This is a genomic window from Actinoplanes sp. NPDC051470, assembly GCF_040682035.1.
GTDB lineage: Bacteria > Actinomycetota > Actinomycetes > Mycobacteriales > Micromonosporaceae > Actinoplanes.
Genome location: NZ_JBFBAA010000005.1, coordinates 110,383 through 127,426, shown reverse-complemented (window position 1 = coordinate 127,426; position 17,044 = coordinate 110,383). Strand labels below are relative to the sequence as shown.

The 17,044-nt window shown below is 71.6% G+C and carries 16 protein-coding genes and 1 pseudogene; 13 read left to right on the top strand and 4 right to left on the bottom strand.

Annotated features, from left to right (window positions below):
* Positions 1-38: 38 nt before the first annotated feature.
* Positions 39-2,027 carry an acetate--CoA ligase gene (gene acs / locus AB0M54_RS11715; protein ID WP_364322444.1) on the bottom strand — a complete coding sequence of 663 codons (1,989 nt, stop codon included), beginning with the start codon at positions 2,025-2,027 and terminating at the stop codon, positions 39-41.
* Between the two features lie 198 nt (positions 2,028-2,225).
* Here acs and AB0M54_RS11710 point away from each other — a divergent pair, with 198 nt between their 5' ends.
* Together AB0M54_RS11710 and AB0M54_RS11705 are read left to right on the top strand one after the other, a co-directional pair.
* The gene (locus tag AB0M54_RS11710; RefSeq protein ID WP_364470536.1) at positions 2,226-2,957 is read left to right on the top strand and encodes an oxidoreductase; all 732 of its coding nucleotides are present in this window, start codon (positions 2,226-2,228) and stop codon (positions 2,955-2,957) included.
* 83 nt (positions 2,958-3,040) lie between these two features.
* Entirely contained in the window at positions 3,041-3,535 is a 495-nt protein-coding gene (locus AB0M54_RS11705; protein ID WP_364322448.1) for a PH domain-containing protein, read from the top strand.
* 430 nt (positions 3,536-3,965) lie between these two features.
* On the opposite strand, the gene AB0M54_RS11700 is transcribed toward AB0M54_RS11705, so the two are convergent.
* Positions 3,966-4,766: an HAD family hydrolase gene (locus tag AB0M54_RS11700; RefSeq protein WP_364322450.1), complete on the bottom strand. Its 801-nt coding sequence runs from the start codon at positions 4,764-4,766 to the stop codon at positions 3,966-3,968.
* Positions 4,767-5,079: 313 nt separating this feature from the next.
* The gene (locus tag AB0M54_RS11695; protein WP_364470534.1) at positions 5,080-5,448 is read right to left on the bottom strand and encodes an STAS domain-containing protein; all 369 of its coding nucleotides are present in this window, start codon (positions 5,446-5,448) and stop codon (positions 5,080-5,082) included.
* A gap of 190 nt (positions 5,449-5,638) precedes the next feature.
* Between AB0M54_RS11695 and ssd the strand changes: the two genes are divergently transcribed.
* The 8 genes and pseudogenes from ssd (at position 5,639) to AB0M54_RS11655 (ending at position 11,103) form a co-directional block, all read left to right on the top strand.
* Positions 5,639-6,691, top strand: coding sequence for a septum site-determining protein Ssd (gene ssd, locus AB0M54_RS11690; protein WP_364470532.1), 1,053 nt, complete (start codon positions 5,639-5,641; stop codon positions 6,689-6,691).
* Positions 6,688-7,842 (top strand): annotated as a pseudogene (locus tag AB0M54_RS11685) (TadA family conjugal transfer-associated ATPase); the annotation flags it as partial. The gene ssd and the pseudogene AB0M54_RS11685, both read left to right, overlap by 4 nt.
* A 449-nt stretch (positions 7,843-8,291) precedes the next feature.
* On the top strand, positions 8,292-9,161 hold the full coding sequence (locus AB0M54_RS11680; protein ID WP_364470530.1) for a hypothetical protein: 870 nt from the start codon (positions 8,292-8,294) through the stop codon (positions 9,159-9,161).
* Positions 9,158-9,568, top strand: coding sequence for a hypothetical protein (locus AB0M54_RS11675; RefSeq protein WP_364470528.1), 411 nt, complete (start codon positions 9,158-9,160; stop codon positions 9,566-9,568). Before AB0M54_RS11680 ends, AB0M54_RS11675 begins: the two co-directional genes overlap by 4 nt.
* Before the next feature lie 35 nt (positions 9,569-9,603).
* Positions 9,604-10,176 (top strand): type II secretion system F family protein, encoded by a 573-nt coding sequence (locus AB0M54_RS11670; RefSeq protein ID WP_364470830.1) that lies wholly within the window; start codon positions 9,604-9,606, stop codon positions 10,174-10,176.
* An 86-nt stretch (positions 10,177-10,262) separates the two neighbouring features.
* Complete coding sequence (locus AB0M54_RS11665) at positions 10,263-10,391, top strand: DUF4244 domain-containing protein (protein WP_364322658.1); 129 nt, start codon at positions 10,263-10,265, stop codon at positions 10,389-10,391.
* Complete coding sequence (locus AB0M54_RS11660) at positions 10,391-10,735, top strand: TadE family type IV pilus minor pilin (RefSeq protein ID WP_364470526.1); 345 nt, start codon at positions 10,391-10,393, stop codon at positions 10,733-10,735. The genes AB0M54_RS11665 and AB0M54_RS11660 overlap by 1 nt, the downstream gene beginning before the upstream one ends.
* Positions 10,732-11,103 (top strand): Rv3654c family TadE-like protein, encoded by a 372-nt coding sequence (locus tag AB0M54_RS11655; protein WP_364470524.1) that lies wholly within the window; start codon positions 10,732-10,734, stop codon positions 11,101-11,103. Before AB0M54_RS11660 ends, AB0M54_RS11655 begins: the two co-directional genes overlap by 4 nt.
* Positions 11,104-11,244: 141 nt before the next feature.
* Here AB0M54_RS11655 and AB0M54_RS11650 read toward each other — a convergent pair whose 3' ends face one another.
* Entirely contained in the window at positions 11,245-13,461 is a 2,217-nt protein-coding gene (locus AB0M54_RS11650; RefSeq protein ID WP_364470522.1) for a DEAD/DEAH box helicase, read from the bottom strand.
* 155 nt (positions 13,462-13,616) lie between these two features.
* Between AB0M54_RS11650 and AB0M54_RS11645 the strand changes: the two genes are divergently transcribed.
* The 3 genes from AB0M54_RS11645 to AB0M54_RS11635 all read left to right on the top strand — a co-directional run bounded on the left by AB0M54_RS11645 (position 13,617) and on the right by AB0M54_RS11635 (position 17,012).
* Positions 13,617-13,979, top strand: a complete 363-nt coding sequence (locus tag AB0M54_RS11645; RefSeq protein ID WP_364322466.1) for an STAS domain-containing protein — start codon at positions 13,617-13,619, stop codon at positions 13,977-13,979.
* Positions 13,976-14,416: an ATP-binding protein gene (locus AB0M54_RS11640; RefSeq protein ID WP_364322468.1), complete on the top strand. Its 441-nt coding sequence runs from the start codon at positions 13,976-13,978 to the stop codon at positions 14,414-14,416. Before AB0M54_RS11645 ends, AB0M54_RS11640 begins: the two co-directional genes overlap by 4 nt.
* A 232-nt stretch (positions 14,417-14,648) precedes the next feature.
* Positions 14,649-17,012: a sodium-translocating pyrophosphatase gene (locus tag AB0M54_RS11635; RefSeq protein WP_364470520.1), complete on the top strand. Its 2,364-nt coding sequence runs from the start codon at positions 14,649-14,651 to the stop codon at positions 17,010-17,012.
* The last annotated feature ends 32 nt before the right edge of the window (positions 17,013-17,044 follow it).

The window sequence follows — 17,044 nt, the reverse complement described above, 5'->3', positions numbered from 1 at the left end:
GCCAACGTATGCGCATGTCTCGATCAAAAGAAGAGCTATCAGTCCTCTGACTTGCGGTCTTTCATGCCAGATGAAATGAGGTCCATCACCGCGGAGTCCTGCAGCGTGGTGACGTCGCCGAGCGAGCGGTGCTCGGCCACGTCCTTGAGCAACCGGCGCATGATCTTTCCGGAGCGGGTCTTGGGCAGTTCCGGCACCAGCATGATCTGGCGCGGCTTGGCGATCGGGCCGAGCTTCTTGGCCACGTGGTTGCGCAGCTCCTTGATCAGGTCCTCGCCGGCGTCGCCCTCGGTGTCCACATTGCCGCGCGGGATGGTGAACGCCACGATGGCCTGGCCGGTCGTCGGGTCGGTCGCGCCGACCACCGCCGCCTCGGCCACCGACGGGTGCGACACCAGGGCCGACTCGACCTCGGTGGTGGAGATGTTGTGCCCGGAGATCAGCATGACGTCGTCGACCCGGCCGAGCAGCCAGAGGTCGCCGTCGTCGTCCTTCTTGGCCCCGTCACCGGCGAAGTAGATCCATTTGTCCCCGCTGCCCGCACCCGCTCCGAAGCGCGACCAGTAGGTGTCCTTGAACCGCTGGTCGTCGCCCCAGATGCCGCGCAGCATCGACGGCCACGGCTCGGTCAGCACCAGGAAGCCGCCGCCGCCGTTGGGCACCGGCTCGGCCGTGTCGTCGACCACGTCGGCCGAGACACCGGGCAGCGCCTTCATCGCCGAGCCGGGCTTGGCCGCGGTGACGCCGGGCAGCGGCGAGATCATGATCGCGCCGGTCTCGGTCTGCCACCAGGTGTCCACGATCGGGCTCTTCTCCCGCCCGACGTTCTCCCGGTACCACATCCAGGCCTCGGGGTTGATCGGCTCACCCACGCTGCCCAGCACCCGCAGCGAGGACAGGTCGTGCTGGGCCGGGATGTCGTCGCCCCACTTCATCATGGTGCGGATCAGCGTCGGCGCGGTGTACATGATGGACACCCGGTACTTGTCCACGATGTCCCAGAAGCGGCCCTTGTGCGGGGTGTCCGGCGTGCCCTCGTACATCACCTGGGTGGCGCCGTTGGAGAGCGGGCCGTAGACGATGTAGGAGTGCCCGGTGACCCAGCCGATGTCGGCGGTGCACCAGTACACGTCGCTCTCCGGTTTCAGATCGAAGACCGCGTGATGGGTGTACGAGGTCTGAGTCAGGTAGCCGCCCGTGGTGTGCAGGATGCCCTTCGGCTTCCCGGTCGTACCCGAGGTGTAGAGGATGAAGAGCGGGTGCTCACTGTCGAACGCCTGGGCCTTGTGCTCCGGGCTGGCCCGCTCGACCGTCTCGTGCCACCAGACATCCTTGTCGCCCCAGGTCACGTCCTGTCCGGTGCGCCGGACGACCAGGACGTGCTCGATGCTCGGGCACTGAGCCACGGCCTCGTCCACGGTCGGCTTGAGCGCCGACGGCTTGCCGCGCCGGTAGCCGCCGTCCGCGGTGATCACCAGCTTGGCGTCCGCGTCCTGGATGCGGGTGGAGAGCGCGTCCACCGAGAAGCCGCCGAAGACGACGCTGTGCGTGGCGCCGACCCGGGCGCAGGCCAGCATCGCGACCGCGGCCTCGGGGATCATCGGCAGGTAGATGGCCACCCGGTCGCCCGCGCCGACACCCAGCTCGGTCAGCGTGTTCGCCGCCTGGCTGACGCTCGTCAGCAGGTCGTTGTAGGTGATCGTGCGGGTGTCGCCGGCCGGCTCGCCCTCCCAGTGGATCGCGACCTTGTCGCCGTGGCCGGCCTCGACGTGCCGGTCGACGCAGTTGTAGGCGACGTTCAGCTCGCCACCGAGGAACCACTTCGCGAACGGCGGGTTCGACCAGTCCACCGCCTGGTCCCACTCCTTGGCCCAGGTGAGCCGGCGAGCCTGCTCCTCCCAGAAGCCGATGCGGTCCGAGGCGGCCCGGTCGTACGCGTCGGCCTTGACGTTGGCGTTCGCGGCCAGCGCCTCCGGCGGCGGGAACTGCCGCGTCTCCGAGTACAGATTCTCCAGGCTCTTGCTCATGAGTGCGGCTCCTATGCCGTGACCGGGGCTTTCTGACGACATTAGTTGCGCCGGGCGGGCCCGGCGAGGGTTGCGGCGACCAGCGCGCTCTGCGGTCCGCAATGCGCGCTGGCTGGTGTGTCGATGCGTGTTACTGCTCGGATCTTGCCGTAACCGAGCCCTTCGGCGCATCTTTCCGGTGGCCTATACCGTGGTTCCGTGCCCATGGACCCGCTTGCGCCGCTGCTCGGTCTCGCCGATGTCGCGTCCGCCTTCGCCGACGCCCAGGCCCGCGTCGACGCCGCGATGCGCCACCGGGCCCTGCGCCGGCAGGGCGGCCGGGTCGCGGCCGAGATCAGCCTGCGCTCGGCGGTGGCTTCGGCCGGTCTCGAAGGCCATGAGTACGAGGTGGAGGACGTACGCGCCGGAACGGTGACCGACCCGGTCGTGCAGGGCGCGCTCCGCGTCTTCTCCACCGACCTCGCCGACCTGTGGCTCAACGCGCCCCGGCAGGCGCTGGCCCGGTTGCATGTGCTCGCCGCCCGCGGGGTGGTGCCGGCGGCGGAACTCGGGCGTCCGTCCAGCGCCGCCGACCGTATCGACGCGCTGTCGGCCCTGGTCGCCGGGAACGAGACGACCCCGCCGATGCTGCTGGCCGCCGTGGTGCACGCCGAGCTGCTCACGCTGCGTCCGTTCGCCGGCCCGGCCGGGGTGGTGGCCCGGGCCGCGGCGCGCCTCACGCTGGTCGGGCGCGCCTTCGACCCCCGCGGTCTGGTCGCGGCCGACGTCGGTCACCGTTCGCGCGAGCCCGAGTACGTGGGTGCGGCCAACGCCTATGCCACGGGTACGCCCGACGGCATCCGTTCCTGGCTGAGGCACTACGCCGCGGCCGTGGCGGCCGGCGCCGACGAACTGGTCACCGTCGGCGATGGGGTGCTCGCGGCGGCCTAACAGCTTAGGGGCCACTCACCCGGATGGTGGCGATCTGCGTCGATTTCGCGGCCCGGGCGTGTCGCGTTGGCATACTTGCGCGCGTGACTCTCGCCGAGATGGCCAACGAGACCTGGACGCGCCCCTACACCCCCGGCGCCGGCCGCTGGCTGGTCATCGGCTGGGAGGCGATCGCGCTCGGCCTGCTCGGCTGGACCAGCGTCGACACGTTCGCGCTCGACTGGCACGGCGTCCGGCTGATGGCGTCGATCCTGGCCGTGGCCTGGGTGCTCGGCTCCTGGCGGATCCTCCAGATGGGCGCCTACGTCAGCACCCGCGGCCTGCGGATCCGGGGGCTGCTGCGGTCGCGGACGATGTCCTGGCAGGAGATCGCCCACGTGCGGCTGCACAAGGCCACGCACCGGCTCGGCCCCTGGGAGATCGAGAGCGGCATGACCGTGCTCATCGAGCGCCCCGACGGCACCACGGTCAACACAGAGCTGTGGGCGCAGGGCGTCGACTTCCACTCGCGTCCCAAGGTCTTCCGGGCCGTCTACCACGAGCTGCGCAACCGGCACTCGAAGGCCGTCAACGCCTGACCCTCGACGTGAAGAACGGCGCCACTGAGGGCGCCGTTCTTTCGCGCGTCCGGACCGGGATATCAAGCGTGCACCTGGGTCGTTGTCGACAGTCCTGCAACCGCCCGAGCCTCACGGCTGAGGTGGCCGAGGTCCCGCCGCAACGTGCCTGCCGTGGCTGATCGCGCGTGGGTTCCCGGTGGCCGTGCACGGGATCCGATCTCTCATCTCCCGCTCGTTCTTTCTACGCCCGACGGTCCTTGATCGCCATGGGTTCCGCTCGCAAAGTTGGACCAAACCGAATTAGTCAGACACTTCAATCAAGATCAACGGCCTCTTCCGCCGCCACCCCCACCCCGGCACTGGGTGGGCGTCAAGGTAGCCGTCGCGGGTGACGTTCTTCGGCGTTGTCCACAGGGCCGGACCCGGATTGCGATGTGAGCCGCGCGACTCAGGCGTTCGCGGCGCGGGCCTTGCGGTGGCGGCCGTAGATCGCCAGGCCGATCGCAACACCGACGCCGACGCCCAGGGCGGCCGCGGCCACCGGGACGGCGGGCCGCTCGCGGAGGCGGCGGCCCAGCGGGATCGGGTGGCGGAACTCGAGGACCGGCCACGACCGCTCGATCGCCACCCGGCGCAGGTTGCGGCTCGGGTTCACCGCGCTGGGGTGCCCGACCGCCGCCAGCAACGGGAGGTCACTGCTCGAATCGGAGTAGGCGTAACACTCCGACAGGTCGTAGCCGCGAACGCCGGCCATCTCGCGTACCCCATCGGCCTTGTGTTCCCCGGCGGCGTAGAACTCGATCTCGCCGCTGTAGCGCCCGTCGACCACGCCCATGCGGGTGGCGATGATGTCGGTGATGCCGAGCAGCTCGCCGATCGGGCGCACCATCTCTTCACCCGAGGCGGACACCAGGACGACGTCGCGGCCGGCGGCCTGATGTTCGCCGATCAGGGTGGCGGCTTCCGCGTACACGTACGGATTGATCAGGTCGTCGAGGGTCTCGGCCACGATCTGGCTCACCTGCTCGACCCGCCAGCCCTTGCACAGCGCCGCGAGGTAGTCGCGGGTGCGGGCCATGGTCTGCTCGTCGGTGCCACCCATGCGGAACATCAGCTGCGCATAGGCGGTCTTCACGACGTCTTGCCGGCTGATCAGGCCGTCACGATAGAAAGGCCGTCCGAAGGCCAATGCGCTGGACTTGGCGATGACGGTCTTGTCGAGGTCGAAAAACGCGGCGCTGCGCCCCACGGGCCGAAAGTGTAACGGCTCGACGCGCCGGGCCGCTGTCCTCCACACCCGCCATCACCACGGGTAACGGAAAGAAACCGGGGAGAACGGGCAGTTGGTTACGCGGGGTACTCGACGGTCGGCTTCTGCTGAGGCAGACTTGTGTTGCGACAGAGATTCATGTTGCATCCCATGCTGAGCATCTCGATTGTTGAGACCCTCGGTGGTTGCGCCCCCCGCGATCACCGGGTTGATTCGGCTCGACCCCCCCGGAGCCGAATCCAAGGACGACCCCCGTCTCCCCCGACGGGGGTCGTCTTCTGTTCCGGGCCGGTCAGGCGCCGGTCGCCTCGGTCGTCTCGAAATCACCCAGGCCGGCGCCCTCGATCTCGGTCAGGCCGAACAGTTCGCTCAGGCCGGTGACGGCCAGGATCCGGCGGAAATTCGCGTTCGGGTTGACGACGACGAAGCGGCAGTCGCGCTCGCCGGCGGCGTGGTAGCCCTCGATCAGCGCGCCCAGCCCGGTCGAGTCGACGAACGACGCGTCCTTGAGGTCGATGTAGAGCACCGAGGGGCGGAACTGGTCGACGGCCTCGCGGATCTCGTCGGAGACCTCGCCGGCATTAGAGAAGTCGACCTCACCCAGCACGGTGACGGTCGCCGTGCCGTCACCGGCGGCGGCGCTCAGGGTCGCGTCCTCCATGCCCCTCCATCGCTTTGTGTCGCATCACGATACCCGTGAAGCGACAGTTCCACTCCGGCCCAGTTCGGATCCGCCGATGGGGTGAGAGTTATCCACAGCCTGGTGAGTTATCCACAAGAAGACGATCTCCGTACGCCCGGAGCGCCGCCGGCGAGCCACGGTGTGAGCCCACCGCTCACCTGGAGGCCCGATGCCCGTACCGCGCCGTCCGCTCGTGGTCACCGCCGACCCGGGCCTGCTCGACGACCTGCTGCGTCTCGCCGCCGCCGGCGGCGCCGAGGTCGACGTGGCCCACGACCCGGCCGCCGCCCGCCCCCGATACTCCGCCGCGCCGCTCGTCGTGATCGGCGCCGACCAGGTCCAGCCGTGCGTCCGCGCCCGCCTGCCCCGCCGCTGCCGGGTGATCATCGTGGGGCCCGGCAGCCCGCCCGACGAGGTCTGGGCGGGCGCCCAGCTGCTCGGCGCCGACCATGTCGCGGCCCTGCCGGTCGCCGAGCCGTGGGTGGTCGACCAGTTCGCGGCCCCGCCCACCGATCGGTCGGGGGCGCGCGTCCTCGCCGTGATCGGCGGGCGCGGCGGAGCCGGCGCCAGCATCCTCGCCACCGCGCTGGCCGTCACCGCCGTCCGGGGCGGCCGGCGCACCCTCCTGATCGACGCCGACCCGCTCGGCGGCGGCCTCGACCTGGTGCTCGGCTGGGAGAAGATGGTCGGTCTGCGCTGGCCCGAACTGGCCGCCGCCGACGGCCGGGTCGACCCGGCCGCCCTGATGGGGGCCCTGCCCCGCGACGGCGACCTGGTGCTGCTGTCGTTCACCCGGCAGGACGCCCTGGCCCCGGTGCCCGGCGAAGCCATGGCGGCCACGCTCGACGCCGCCCGCCGCGGCCGCGACCTGGTCGTCGTCGACCTGCCCCGGCGCCTCGACGACGCCGCCACGCTGGCCCTTCAGGCCGCCGACCGCACCCTGCTCGTGGTGCCGGCCGAGCTGCGCGCCACCGCGGCGGCCGGCCGGATCGCGGCGATGGTCGCCCACCACTGCGACCACCAGGCCGTGGTGGTGCGGGGTCCCGCGCCCGGCCGGCTGAAGCCCAAGGACGTGGCGGCGGCGCTGTCGCTGCCCCTGGCGGGCGTGCTCGAGCCGGAACCCGGGATGTGCCAGGCCCTGGAACGCGGCGAGCCACCGGCGGCCGCCGGCCGGGGCCCGCTGGCCGAATTGTGCCGTGACCTGCTCGCGGCGGCGGCGTGAGCGCCCCGCTGGCCGCGCGGGTGCGGCAACAGTTCGCGATCGAGGGCACCGAGGCCACGCCGGCCGCGGTGGTCACGGCGGTGCGGTCCGAACACGCGGTGCTGGGCGACACCACGGTGCTGCGGCTGGCCGGGCAGGTGCACGACGAGCTGGTCGGCGCCGGGCCGCTCGCCCCGCTGCTGGCCGAGCCGTCGGTCACCGACGTGCTGGTCAACGGCACCGAGGTGTGGGTCGATCGGGGCGCCGGCCTGGTGCGGGCCGAGGTCCAGACAGGAACGGCCGACGAGGTACGCCATTTGGCGCAGCGCCTGGCCGCCGCGTGTGGCCGGCGCCTGGACGACGGCCAGCCGTTCGCCGACGCCCGGCTGCCCGACGGCACCCGCCTGCACGCGGTGCTGCCGCCGATCGCGACGTCGGGCCCGTACCTGTCACTGCGCACCTTCCGCCAGCGCCCGTTCACCCTCGACGACCTGGTGGCCGACGGCACCGTGGCGACCGGGCCGGCCGAGGTGCTGTCCGCGATCGTCGCCGCCCGCCTGGCCTACCTGGTCACCGGCGGCACCGGCAGCGGCAAGACGACCCTGCTCGGAACGCTCCTGGGCCTGGTGCCGCCGACCGAGCGGATCGTGCTGGTCGAGGACGCGGCCGAACTCCGGCCGACCCACCCGCATGTCGTCGCCCTCCAGGCCCGCACGGCCAATGTGGAGGGCGCCGGCGTCGTTGGCCTCACCGACCTGGTCCGCCAGGCGCTCCGCATGCGCCCCGACCGCCTGGTGATCGGCGAGTGCCGAGGCGCCGAGATCGTCGACCTGCTCGGCGCCCTGAACACCGGCCACGAGGGCGGCGCGGGCACCCTGCACGCCAACGCTCCCGCCGACGTGCCCGCCCGCTTGGAGGCGCTGGGCCTGCTGGGCGGCCTGCCGCGGGCCGCCCTGCACGCCCAGGTGCTGGCCGCGTTGCAGGTGATCCTGCAGGTCAGGCGTACGCCATCCGGCCGCTCCCTCGATTCCATCAGCGTCCTGCTCCCCAACGGCCACGACCGCCTGGCCACCGTCGTCCCCGCCTGGCACCGAGCCACCGGCCGAGGCCCCGCCGCCGAGGCCCTGTCCCAACTCCTGACCTCCCGAGGCGTCCCGCCCCCTTCACTCCTGTCCCCCCAACCCACCACCATCCCGGTCCCTGCCCCACCTCCGCCCGCCTCAGCGTCCGCGCCACCCGCGCTGCCTCCGCCTACGCCGCCCGCGTCAGGCGCGCCACTCGCATCCGCGCCGTCCGCTCCGCCTACGTCCGCCTCAGTTGCGCCGCTCGTGTCGGCGCCCTCTGCTTCGACTATCGGCCAGGTCCGGCGAGGGCGTCCATGGGCCGATCTTGTCGAGCCGTCTCCCGAGGTCCCTTCCCCTCCTTTTGAGCCTTTGCCCGAGAGGGCTTCCGGCTCCTTTGCGCGGCGGCACGTCGCGCCGGGCGTCGGAAGTCTCTCGGCCAAGTGGGTCGACCGGCCGACGAAGGATCGGCCTCGGCCCGGTCCTGAGGTGCTGGCGGGTGAAGTGAAGCCGCAGGCCGACGCGCCTTGTCGGCTCGGCGTTCTGGCGGTGACGCGGCCATGAACGCGGAGTTCCAAGAGCTGGCCATGCTGCTCGGCCTGGCGGCGTTGGTTGTTGTGCCGGCGGTTGTTCTGCGGATCAGGCGGCTTCGTGCGCCGTTGCGTCGGCTGCGACAGACGAATGGTCCGACGCGGCGCGCGGTGGGCCTGGTTGCGGCGCGAGAGGGGGAGGGCTTGGCGCGGCGGGCGGTTGGCCTGGTTGCGGCGCGTGACGGGGAGGGCTTGGCGCGGCGGGCGGTTGGCCTGGCTGCGGTGGGAGCGGGGCTTGCTCGGCTTGCTGCGTCGGATCCGCGGCGGCTGATGGTCGTTGGTGCGACCGGCGCGTCCGGGATCGGGTTGGTCACCGGAGGGCTGGTCGCCGCGGTGGTGGGGGCGGTCTACGCGGTCATGCTGGTGCGGGCGGTATCGCGCGCCATGAGGCGGCGGGCCGCGGCGAGCATCCGGACGTCCAGCTTGGACGAACTCTGTTCTCTCGCCGGTGACCTGCGGGCCGGATTGCCTCCGACCGCCTGCCGCACCACAGGACTGGCCGACCGGCGGCTCGCCGATCTGACGGCTGCGGTTTGGCGGCTGGCCGAGCGCACCGGCGCCCCCGCGGCCGACCTGGTCGAACGCATCGAGGACGACGCCCGCGCGGCTGACCGGGCGACCGCCTCGGCGCAGGCTCAGGCCGCCGGCGCCCAGATGACCGCCCTGCTCCTGGCGGCGTTGCCGCTGGCGGGAATCGGGCTGGGCTACAGCATCGGCGCGGATCCGCTGCAGGTGCTCCTCGAGACGAAACTCGGCGCGGCGTGCGCTCTGAGCGCCGTCGTGCTCCAGGTCGCCGGACTCCTGTGGTGCGACCGGATGATGGCCGGAGCCACCCGATGACCGCCGATCGCGAGGTGTGTGGCGCCGAGCGCTTCATGCACAGCAGCGGCCCTTCCCTCGTACCCCTCAAAGCCTGTTGTGCGGCAGCGATCTTGCACGCGGTGGAGGACGGTCACCCCAGCGCGCCCTTCATCTGCGCCGCGTCCGACCGCCTGACCAGCCGGACTGTTGCCGCAGCTCACCAGCCAGAGGTCGCGTCCGACCGCTTGACCAGCCGGACCGTTGTTGCAGCTCACCGGCCGGAGGTCGGGTCCGATCGACTTGCCGGCCGGACCGGCGCCCTGTCCGACCTGCTGATCGGCCGGGCCGGCGACGGGGTGGATCGAGCGGTCGCCGTCAGCGCCGAGCACGACGATGCGGCCGACGACGGTCGGAGCGCGCCGATTGTCGTGGGGGATCGGGCGTGACTCGGAGCAGGCGGGAGCGCCGGCTGCATCTGTTGATGGCGGCCGGGGTCGGTGCGGGTGTGGTGGCGCTGGTCGGGACCTGGTGGGCGGTCGCACCGGGGATGGCCGTTGGGGCCGGGGTGTGGCGGTTCCTCGGGACGCGGGAGCCGGGGGAGGTGCGCGAGGCCCGGCTGCGGGCGGCCGCTGACCTGCCGCTCTGCGCGGATCTGCTGGCTGCCGCGTTGCGGGCGGGGGCGCCGGTCGACCGGGCGGTGTACGCGGTGGCGGAGGCGCTCGGCGGGCCGTTGGGGGACCGTCTGGAGCGGGCGGCCCGGTCGCTGCGGCTGGGGGCGGGGCCGGATGAGGCGTGGGCGCACCTGTCCGATGTGAAAGGTGCGGATCGGCTGGTGGTGGCGGCCGTCCGGTCGAGTGCCAGCGGGGGCGCGCTGGCCGGGGCGCTGACCCGGCTCACCGACGACCTGCGTGCCGATCGGGGGCTTGCCGCCGAGACCGCCGCTCAGCGGGCGGGGGTGCTGATCGTGCTGCCGCTCGGGCTGTGCTTCCTGCCCGCTTTTGTGCTCGCCGGCCTCGTGCCGGTGCTGGTCGCCCTGATCGGCGACGTGTTGTGAACCACCCATCCACAGTAAGGAGATCCACCGTGCGCAGACTCAAGGCCCGGATCGTGCGGCTGACCAGGGATGCGGCCGAGGCCGGGATGAACACGGCCGAGTACGCCATGGGCACGATCGCGGCGGTCGCGTTCGCCGGGCTGCTGCTCAAGGTCCTGACCAGCGCCAAGACGCAGGCGGCGCTGGCCGGCATCGTCGACAAGGCGCTGAGCTGATGCGGCGCCGGTGGCCCGGTGGCGACCGTGGGTCGTTCACCGCGGAGTACGCCGCCGGGCTGCCGGCGCTCCTCCTGCTGTTGTACGTCAGCGTGAGCACGGTCAACGCGGTCAACACCAAGATCCAGTGCGTGGACGCGGCCCGCGAGGCCGCCCTGGCCGCCGCCCGGGGCGAACCACCGGCGCCTGCGATCGAGCGCATCGCCCCGCCGGGAGCCACCTACGACGTAGCCGAAGGCACCGACCTCATCACCGTGACCGTGACCGCCAACCCCCGCCCCCTGGGCGACGTGGCCCTGCCCCTGACCGTCACCGCCGAGGCAACAGCGGCCCGCGAGCCATGACACCAATCGAGCAACCAAGGCAGGGCGAGCGCGGGGCGGCGTCGATCCTCGTCCTGGCCATCGGCCTGGTCCTGGTCGCGGCCGGCCTGGCCGGCGCCGCGATCGCCAACGCCCGCGTCGCCCGCCACCAGGCCCGGACGGCCGCTGACTTCGGCGCGCTGGCCGGCGCGGCCCGGGTGGTCGAGGGCCAGGAACCCGCCTGCGCCGCGGCCGCCCGCCTGGTCGAGGCCAACGGCGCGGTGCAGCAGTCCTGCCAGGTCGAGGGCTTGGAGATCGTCGTCCACGTGACGGTGACAACGGGCCACCTGCCGAGACCGGCCCGCGCCGCCGCAAGAGCCGGCCCGATCTTCGCCCCAGGCGGCCCATGAGCCGAAGCCGAGGGCCGAAGCCGAGGGCCGAAGCCGAGGGCCGAAGCCGAGGGCCGAAGCCGAAGCCGAAGCCGAAGCCTGAGGCAAAAGGTCGAAGCAGAAGCCCGAAGCCGAAGGCCGAAGAAAGCGAGAACCGCCCGCTCAAGGCAGCCGGCGCAACACCGCCGACAGAACCGACACCGCGCCAGGCTTGTCCAGCGGACTGTTGTTGTTCCCGCACTTGGGCGACTGGATGCAGGACGGGCACCCCGCCTCACACCCGCACGCGGAGATCGCGTCCCGGGTGGCCGCCAGCCAAGCCGCAGCCGTGCCATAGGCGCGCTCGGCGAACCCCGCCCCGCCCGCCTGCCCGTCGTACACGAACACCGTGGGCGCCTCGGTGTCGGGATGCCCGGCCGTCGACAGCCCGCCGATGTCCCACCGGTCGCAGGTGGCGATCAACGGGAGCAACCCGATCGCCGCGTGCTCGGCCGCGTGCAGGGCGCCGGGCACATCCCCGGGCGCCACCCCGGCCCGGGACAGCTCGCGCGACGAGATCGTGAACCACACCGCCACCGTGCGCAGGTCACGGGCCGGCAGGTCGAGCGGCGTGGTGTCGATGACCTCGCCGGTCCGGATGCTGCGGCGCTGGAACGACACCACCTGGTTGGTGACGTCCACGTCGCCGAGGAAGAGGCCGATCGGGCCCGCGTCCACGTATGACCGCACCGCGACGACCGAGATGTCGGTGATGTCGCGCGGGTGGGTCGAGTAGGGCGGGTCGGCCGCGTGCACCAGGGCGACGCCGTCGTCCAGGTCCAGTTCATCGACGATGAAGGAGAAGCCCTGGTGAAGGTGGACGGCGCCGGGGTGGAGCATGGCGTGTGCGGAGGCGCGGTCGACCGTGCCGAGCAGTTTTCCGGTGGCCGCCTCGACCACCTCGACCGGTGGGCCGCCGGTGCCGCGCAGGTCGACGTCGGGGGTGCCGCGCTGGGTCCAGTAGTAGCCGGTCGGCCGTTTGCGCAGGGCGCCGGACGCGGCCAGCGCCTCGGCCGCGCCGGCCGCCGCGGGACCGAACATGGCGAGGTCGTCGAAGGTGAGCGCGGCCTCGGCGGCGGCGCTGCAGAGTTGCGGTCCCAGCACGTACGGGTTCGACGGGTCGAGCACGGTGGCCTCCACCGGCCGGCCGAACAGCGCCGACGGGTGATGCACCACGTACATGTCCAGGGGGTCGTCGCGGGCGATCAGCACCACCAGGGCGTCACCACCGGCCCGCCCGGCCCGCCCGGCCTGTTGCCACATCGACGCCCGGGTGCCGGGGTAGCCGCACATCAGCACCGCGTCCAGGCCGACCAGGTCGACACCGAGTTCGAGGGCGTTGGTCGAGGCCAGCCCGAGCAGATCGCCGGACAGCAGCGCCTGCTCCAGCGCCCGCCGGTCCTCGCGCAGGTAGCCACCGCGGTACGCCGCGACTCGCCGGCCGAGGCCGGGCACCGCCGCGTTCAGCCGGCCGCGGGCCATGGTGGCGATCAGCTCGGCCGCCTTGCGTGACCGCACGAAGGCGAGGGTGCGTGTGTCGTCGAGGATCGCGGAAGCCAGCAGGTCGGCGGTCTCGGAAAGGGCCGACGTGCGAACCGGGGGAGAAAGCGAAGCATCGAGGGGCGGCTCCCACAGGGCGAAGGTCACGGCGCCGCGGGGCGAGGCGTCGTCGACGACCGCGTTGACCTGGAGGCCGGTGAGGCGTGACGCCGCGTCGGCCGGGTCACCGGACGTGGCCGACGCCAGCACGAACGTGGGTGACGCGCCGTAGCGGGCGGCGGCCCGGCGTAGCCGCCGCAGCACGTGCGCCACGTGGGAGCCGAACACGCCGCGGTAGGCGTGGCACTCGTCCACCACCACGTACGCCAGCCTGCGCAGGAACGTCGTCCACCGGGTGTGGCCGGGCAGAATTGCGTGGTGCAGCATGTCCGGATTGGTCAGCACAAAGCGGCTGTGCTGCCGGATCCACTCGCGCTCCGCTCGCGGAGTGTCACCGTCGTAGGTCGCCGGGCGTACCCCATCGAGGTCGAGGCCCGCGACGGCGCGTAACTGATCGGCCGCGAGCGCCTTGGTCGGCGACAGGTAGAGGGCGGTCGCCCGGTCGTCGGACATCAGGCGGGACAGCGCGGGCAGCTGGTAGCCGAGCGACTTGCCGGAGCCGGTGCCCGTGGCGAGCACCACATGGAGACCGTCGTGGGCCATCGTGGCGGCGTTGGCCTGATGTTCCCACGGCTTCAAGATCCCGTTCTTGGTGTACGCCGTGAGCACGTCGTCGTGCACCCACGCCGGCCAGGCCACGGTGCGTCCGGCCCGCGCCGCGACGTGTTCCACATGCGTCACCGCCGGTCGATCCAGAAGGGTGTGGGTGACCGGCACCAAAGCACTCTCGCATCGGTATGCGACGAACCCCAAACGGGTACCACGAACGTTGCTACGCGTCTAGGGGTTCCCCTCGGTGGTTAGATTCGCTGGGGGAGATCGGCGGAGGAGGAACGATGGAGCTGTCGCTGGCGACCCGCACCGTCGCCGGGCACACGGTGCTGGAAGTCGGTGGCGAGGTCGATGTCTATACCGCACCACGGTTGCGGGAGCGGCTGGTCGAGTTGGTCGACGGCGGCGAACGCAGGGTGGTGGTGGATCTCGGCCGGGTCGACTTCCTCGACTCGACCGGCCTGGGGGTGCTGGTGGGCGCGCTGAAGCGGCTCCGGGCCGCGGACGGCACGTTCGGCCTGGTCTGCTCGAAGGAACCGCTTCTGAAGATCTTCCGGATCACCGCGCTGGACCAGGTGTTCCCGATCTATCCGTCGGTCGAGGCGGCGACCGCGGCCGGCGGTGACGGCGCCGCGACGACCGCGTGATGGCGACGGTCCGGCTCTCGTTCTCGCCCGCGCCCGTGCATGTCCGCACGGCGCGCCTGGTCGGCGTGGCCGTGGCCCGCCGGGCGGGCGTGGCCGAGGAGCTCCTGGACGAGGTCCGCCTGGCGATCGGCGAGGCGTGTACCCGCGCGGTGGCGCTGCACCGTCAGTACGGCCTGGCCGACCTGGTCACCGTCGAGATGTCCGATGCCGACTCGTACGCGGTCCGGGTGATCGACCACGCGCCCATCGACGCCAGCATCGGCCTGGCCAAGCTCCCGCCGGATGAGCTGGCCGACGAGTCGCTGACCGACGAGGCGCTCACCACCGGTGTCGGATTCGCGCTGCTGGCCGGATTTGTCGATGACCTCCAGGTGCGTCCCGTCGATGACGGCACCGGCACCGAGGTCCGGATGGCGTGGCCGGTCAATCGACGGTAGTGACTCTTAAACCTCGCCACGCCGACTAGCACAGCGGCGAAGATCACCACGACACGGCCGGGCCTGGGTGTGACCACAAACACGGCGGGCCTATACAGTACGCGGGTTATCAGCTACTGCTCCTGGTCCCGCAGCCGCGGGACCTAGTCGTCGTCACCCGCTAGTGGGCGGGGAGGCACCCTGGCGGTGACGTCCGCCGCCCGGGGGTTGTCGGGTTACAGGAGGACATTGGATGTCCGGCAAAGTGGAATATCTCGCCGCGGAGGGCGGCGCGGTGTCCCTGAGTGGTTCGAACGTCAGTTTCGTCATCATCGCCATCGCTTTCGCGCTGGTGGCGCTCGCTTTCGCCGCGTACTTCGTGAAGCTGGTGCTCGCCGCCGGCCGTGGTACGGCGAACATGCAGGAGATCGCGGGCGCCGTGCAGGAGGGCGCCTCGGCGTATCTCTTCCGCCAGTTCAAGACGCTGAGCATCTTCGTCGTCATCGCGGTGGTGCTGCTGTTCCTGCTCCCGGTGCATGACACCGACAACGAGACCTGGGTCAAGATCGGCCGCTCGTTGTTCTTCATCGTCGGCGCGGTGTTCAGCTCGCTGATCGGTGGCTGGGGCATGGCCCTGGCGACCCGGGCCAACCTGCGGGTGGCCGCGGCGGCCGGCGAGGCCGGCGGCCGCGAGAAGGCGATGGCGATCGCGTTCCGCACCGGTGGCGTGGTCGGCTTCCTCACCGTCGGCCTGGGCCTGTTCGGTGGCGCGCTGGTCGTGCTGATCTTCCGCGGTGACGCTCCCACCGTGCTCGAGGGCTTCGGCTTCGGCGCCGCCCTGCTCGCCATGTTCATGCGGGTCGGCGGCGGTATCTTCACCAAGGCCGCGGACGTCGGCGCCGACCTGGTCGGCAAGGTCGAGCAGGGCATCCCCGAGGACGACCCGCGCAACGCCGCCACGATCGCGGACAACGTCGGCGACAACGTCGGCGACTGTGCCGGCATGGCCGCCGACCTCTTCGAGTCGTACGCGGTGACGCTGGTCGCGGCCCTGATCCTGGGCCAGGCGGCGTTCGGTCAGGACGGCCTGATCTTCCCGCTGATCGTCTCGACGATCGGTGTGGTCATCGCGATCGTCGGGGTGTTCATCACCCGGCTGCGGGCGTCCGACAAGACCGGCCTGACCGCGATCAACCGGGCCTTCTACATCTCGGCGGTGTTGTCTGCAGTCATCGTCGCGGTGGTCAGCTTCATCTACCTGCCCGCCACGTTCGCGGGCTTCGGCACCGACGCCGCGATCGACGCGGATGTGGTCGCGAGCGGCGCCAACCCGCGTTGGGTCGCGATCGGCGCGGTCGTGATCGGCATCGTGCTGGCCGCCGCCATCCAGGCGCTGACCGGCTACTTCACCGAGACCCAGCGGCGTCCCGTGCAGGACATCGGCAAGTCGTCGCAGACCGGTGCGGCCACCGTCGTGCTGGCCGGCATCAGCGTCGGCCTCGAGTCGGCGGTCTACTCGGCCCTGCTGATCGGCGCCGGCGTGTACGGCGCGTTCCTGCTCGGCGGCACCTCGCTGACCCTGTCGCTGTTCGCGGTGGCGCTGGCCGGCACCGGCCTGCTGACCACGGTCGGCGTCATCGTGGCGATGGACACCTTCGGCCCGATCTCGGACAACGCGCAGGGCATCGCCGAGATGTCCGGCGACGTCACCGAGGACGGCGCGCAGATCCTCACCGAGCTGGACGCCGTGGGTAACACCACCAAGGCGATCACCAAGGGCATCGCGATCGCGACGGCCGTGCTGGCCGCGACCGCGCTGTTCGGCTCGTACGTGAACACCCTGCGTGGTTCGCTCGCCGAGGCCGGCATCACCGCCGAGCAGATCGGCACCGAGGTCCTCAACCTGCTGAACATCGCGAACCCGCGGAACCTGGTCGGTCTGCTGATCGGCTCCGCGGTGGTGTTCCTCTTCTCCGGCCTCGCCATCAACGCCGTGTCCCGCTCGGCGGGCGCGGTCGTGATGGAGGTCCGCCGTCAGTTCCGCGAGTTCCCCGGCATCATGGACCGCACCCAGCGGCCCGAGTACGGCCGGGTGGTCGACATCTGCACCCGGGACGCGCAGCGCGAGCTGATCACGCCGGGCCTGCTGGCCATCATGGCGCCGATCGCGGTGGGCTTCGGCCTGGGCGCCGGCGCGCTGGCGGCCTACCTGGCCGGCGCGATCGGCACCGGCACCCTGATGGCCGTCTTCCTGGCCAACTCGGGTGGCGCCTGGGACAACGCGAAGAAGCTGGTCGAGGACGGCAACTACGGCGGCAAGGGCTCCGACGCGCACGAGGCGACGATCATCGGTGACACCGTCGGTGACCCGTTCAAGGACACCGCCGGCCCGGCCATCAACCCGCTGCTCAAGGTGATGAACCTGGTCTCGCTGCTGATCGCCCCGGCGGTCGTGGCCTGGAGCATCGGCAGCGACCAGAACGACGCGCTGCGGATCGCGATCGCGGTGGTGGCGGCTCTGGTCATCGTCGCCGCGGTGATCAACAGCAAGCGCAAGCCGATCTCGATGGGCGACGAGGCGCCGGCCTCGCCGACCTCGGAGAAGATCAGCGCCTGACCCGCTCGACGTAGATGATCAAGAAAGGGCGC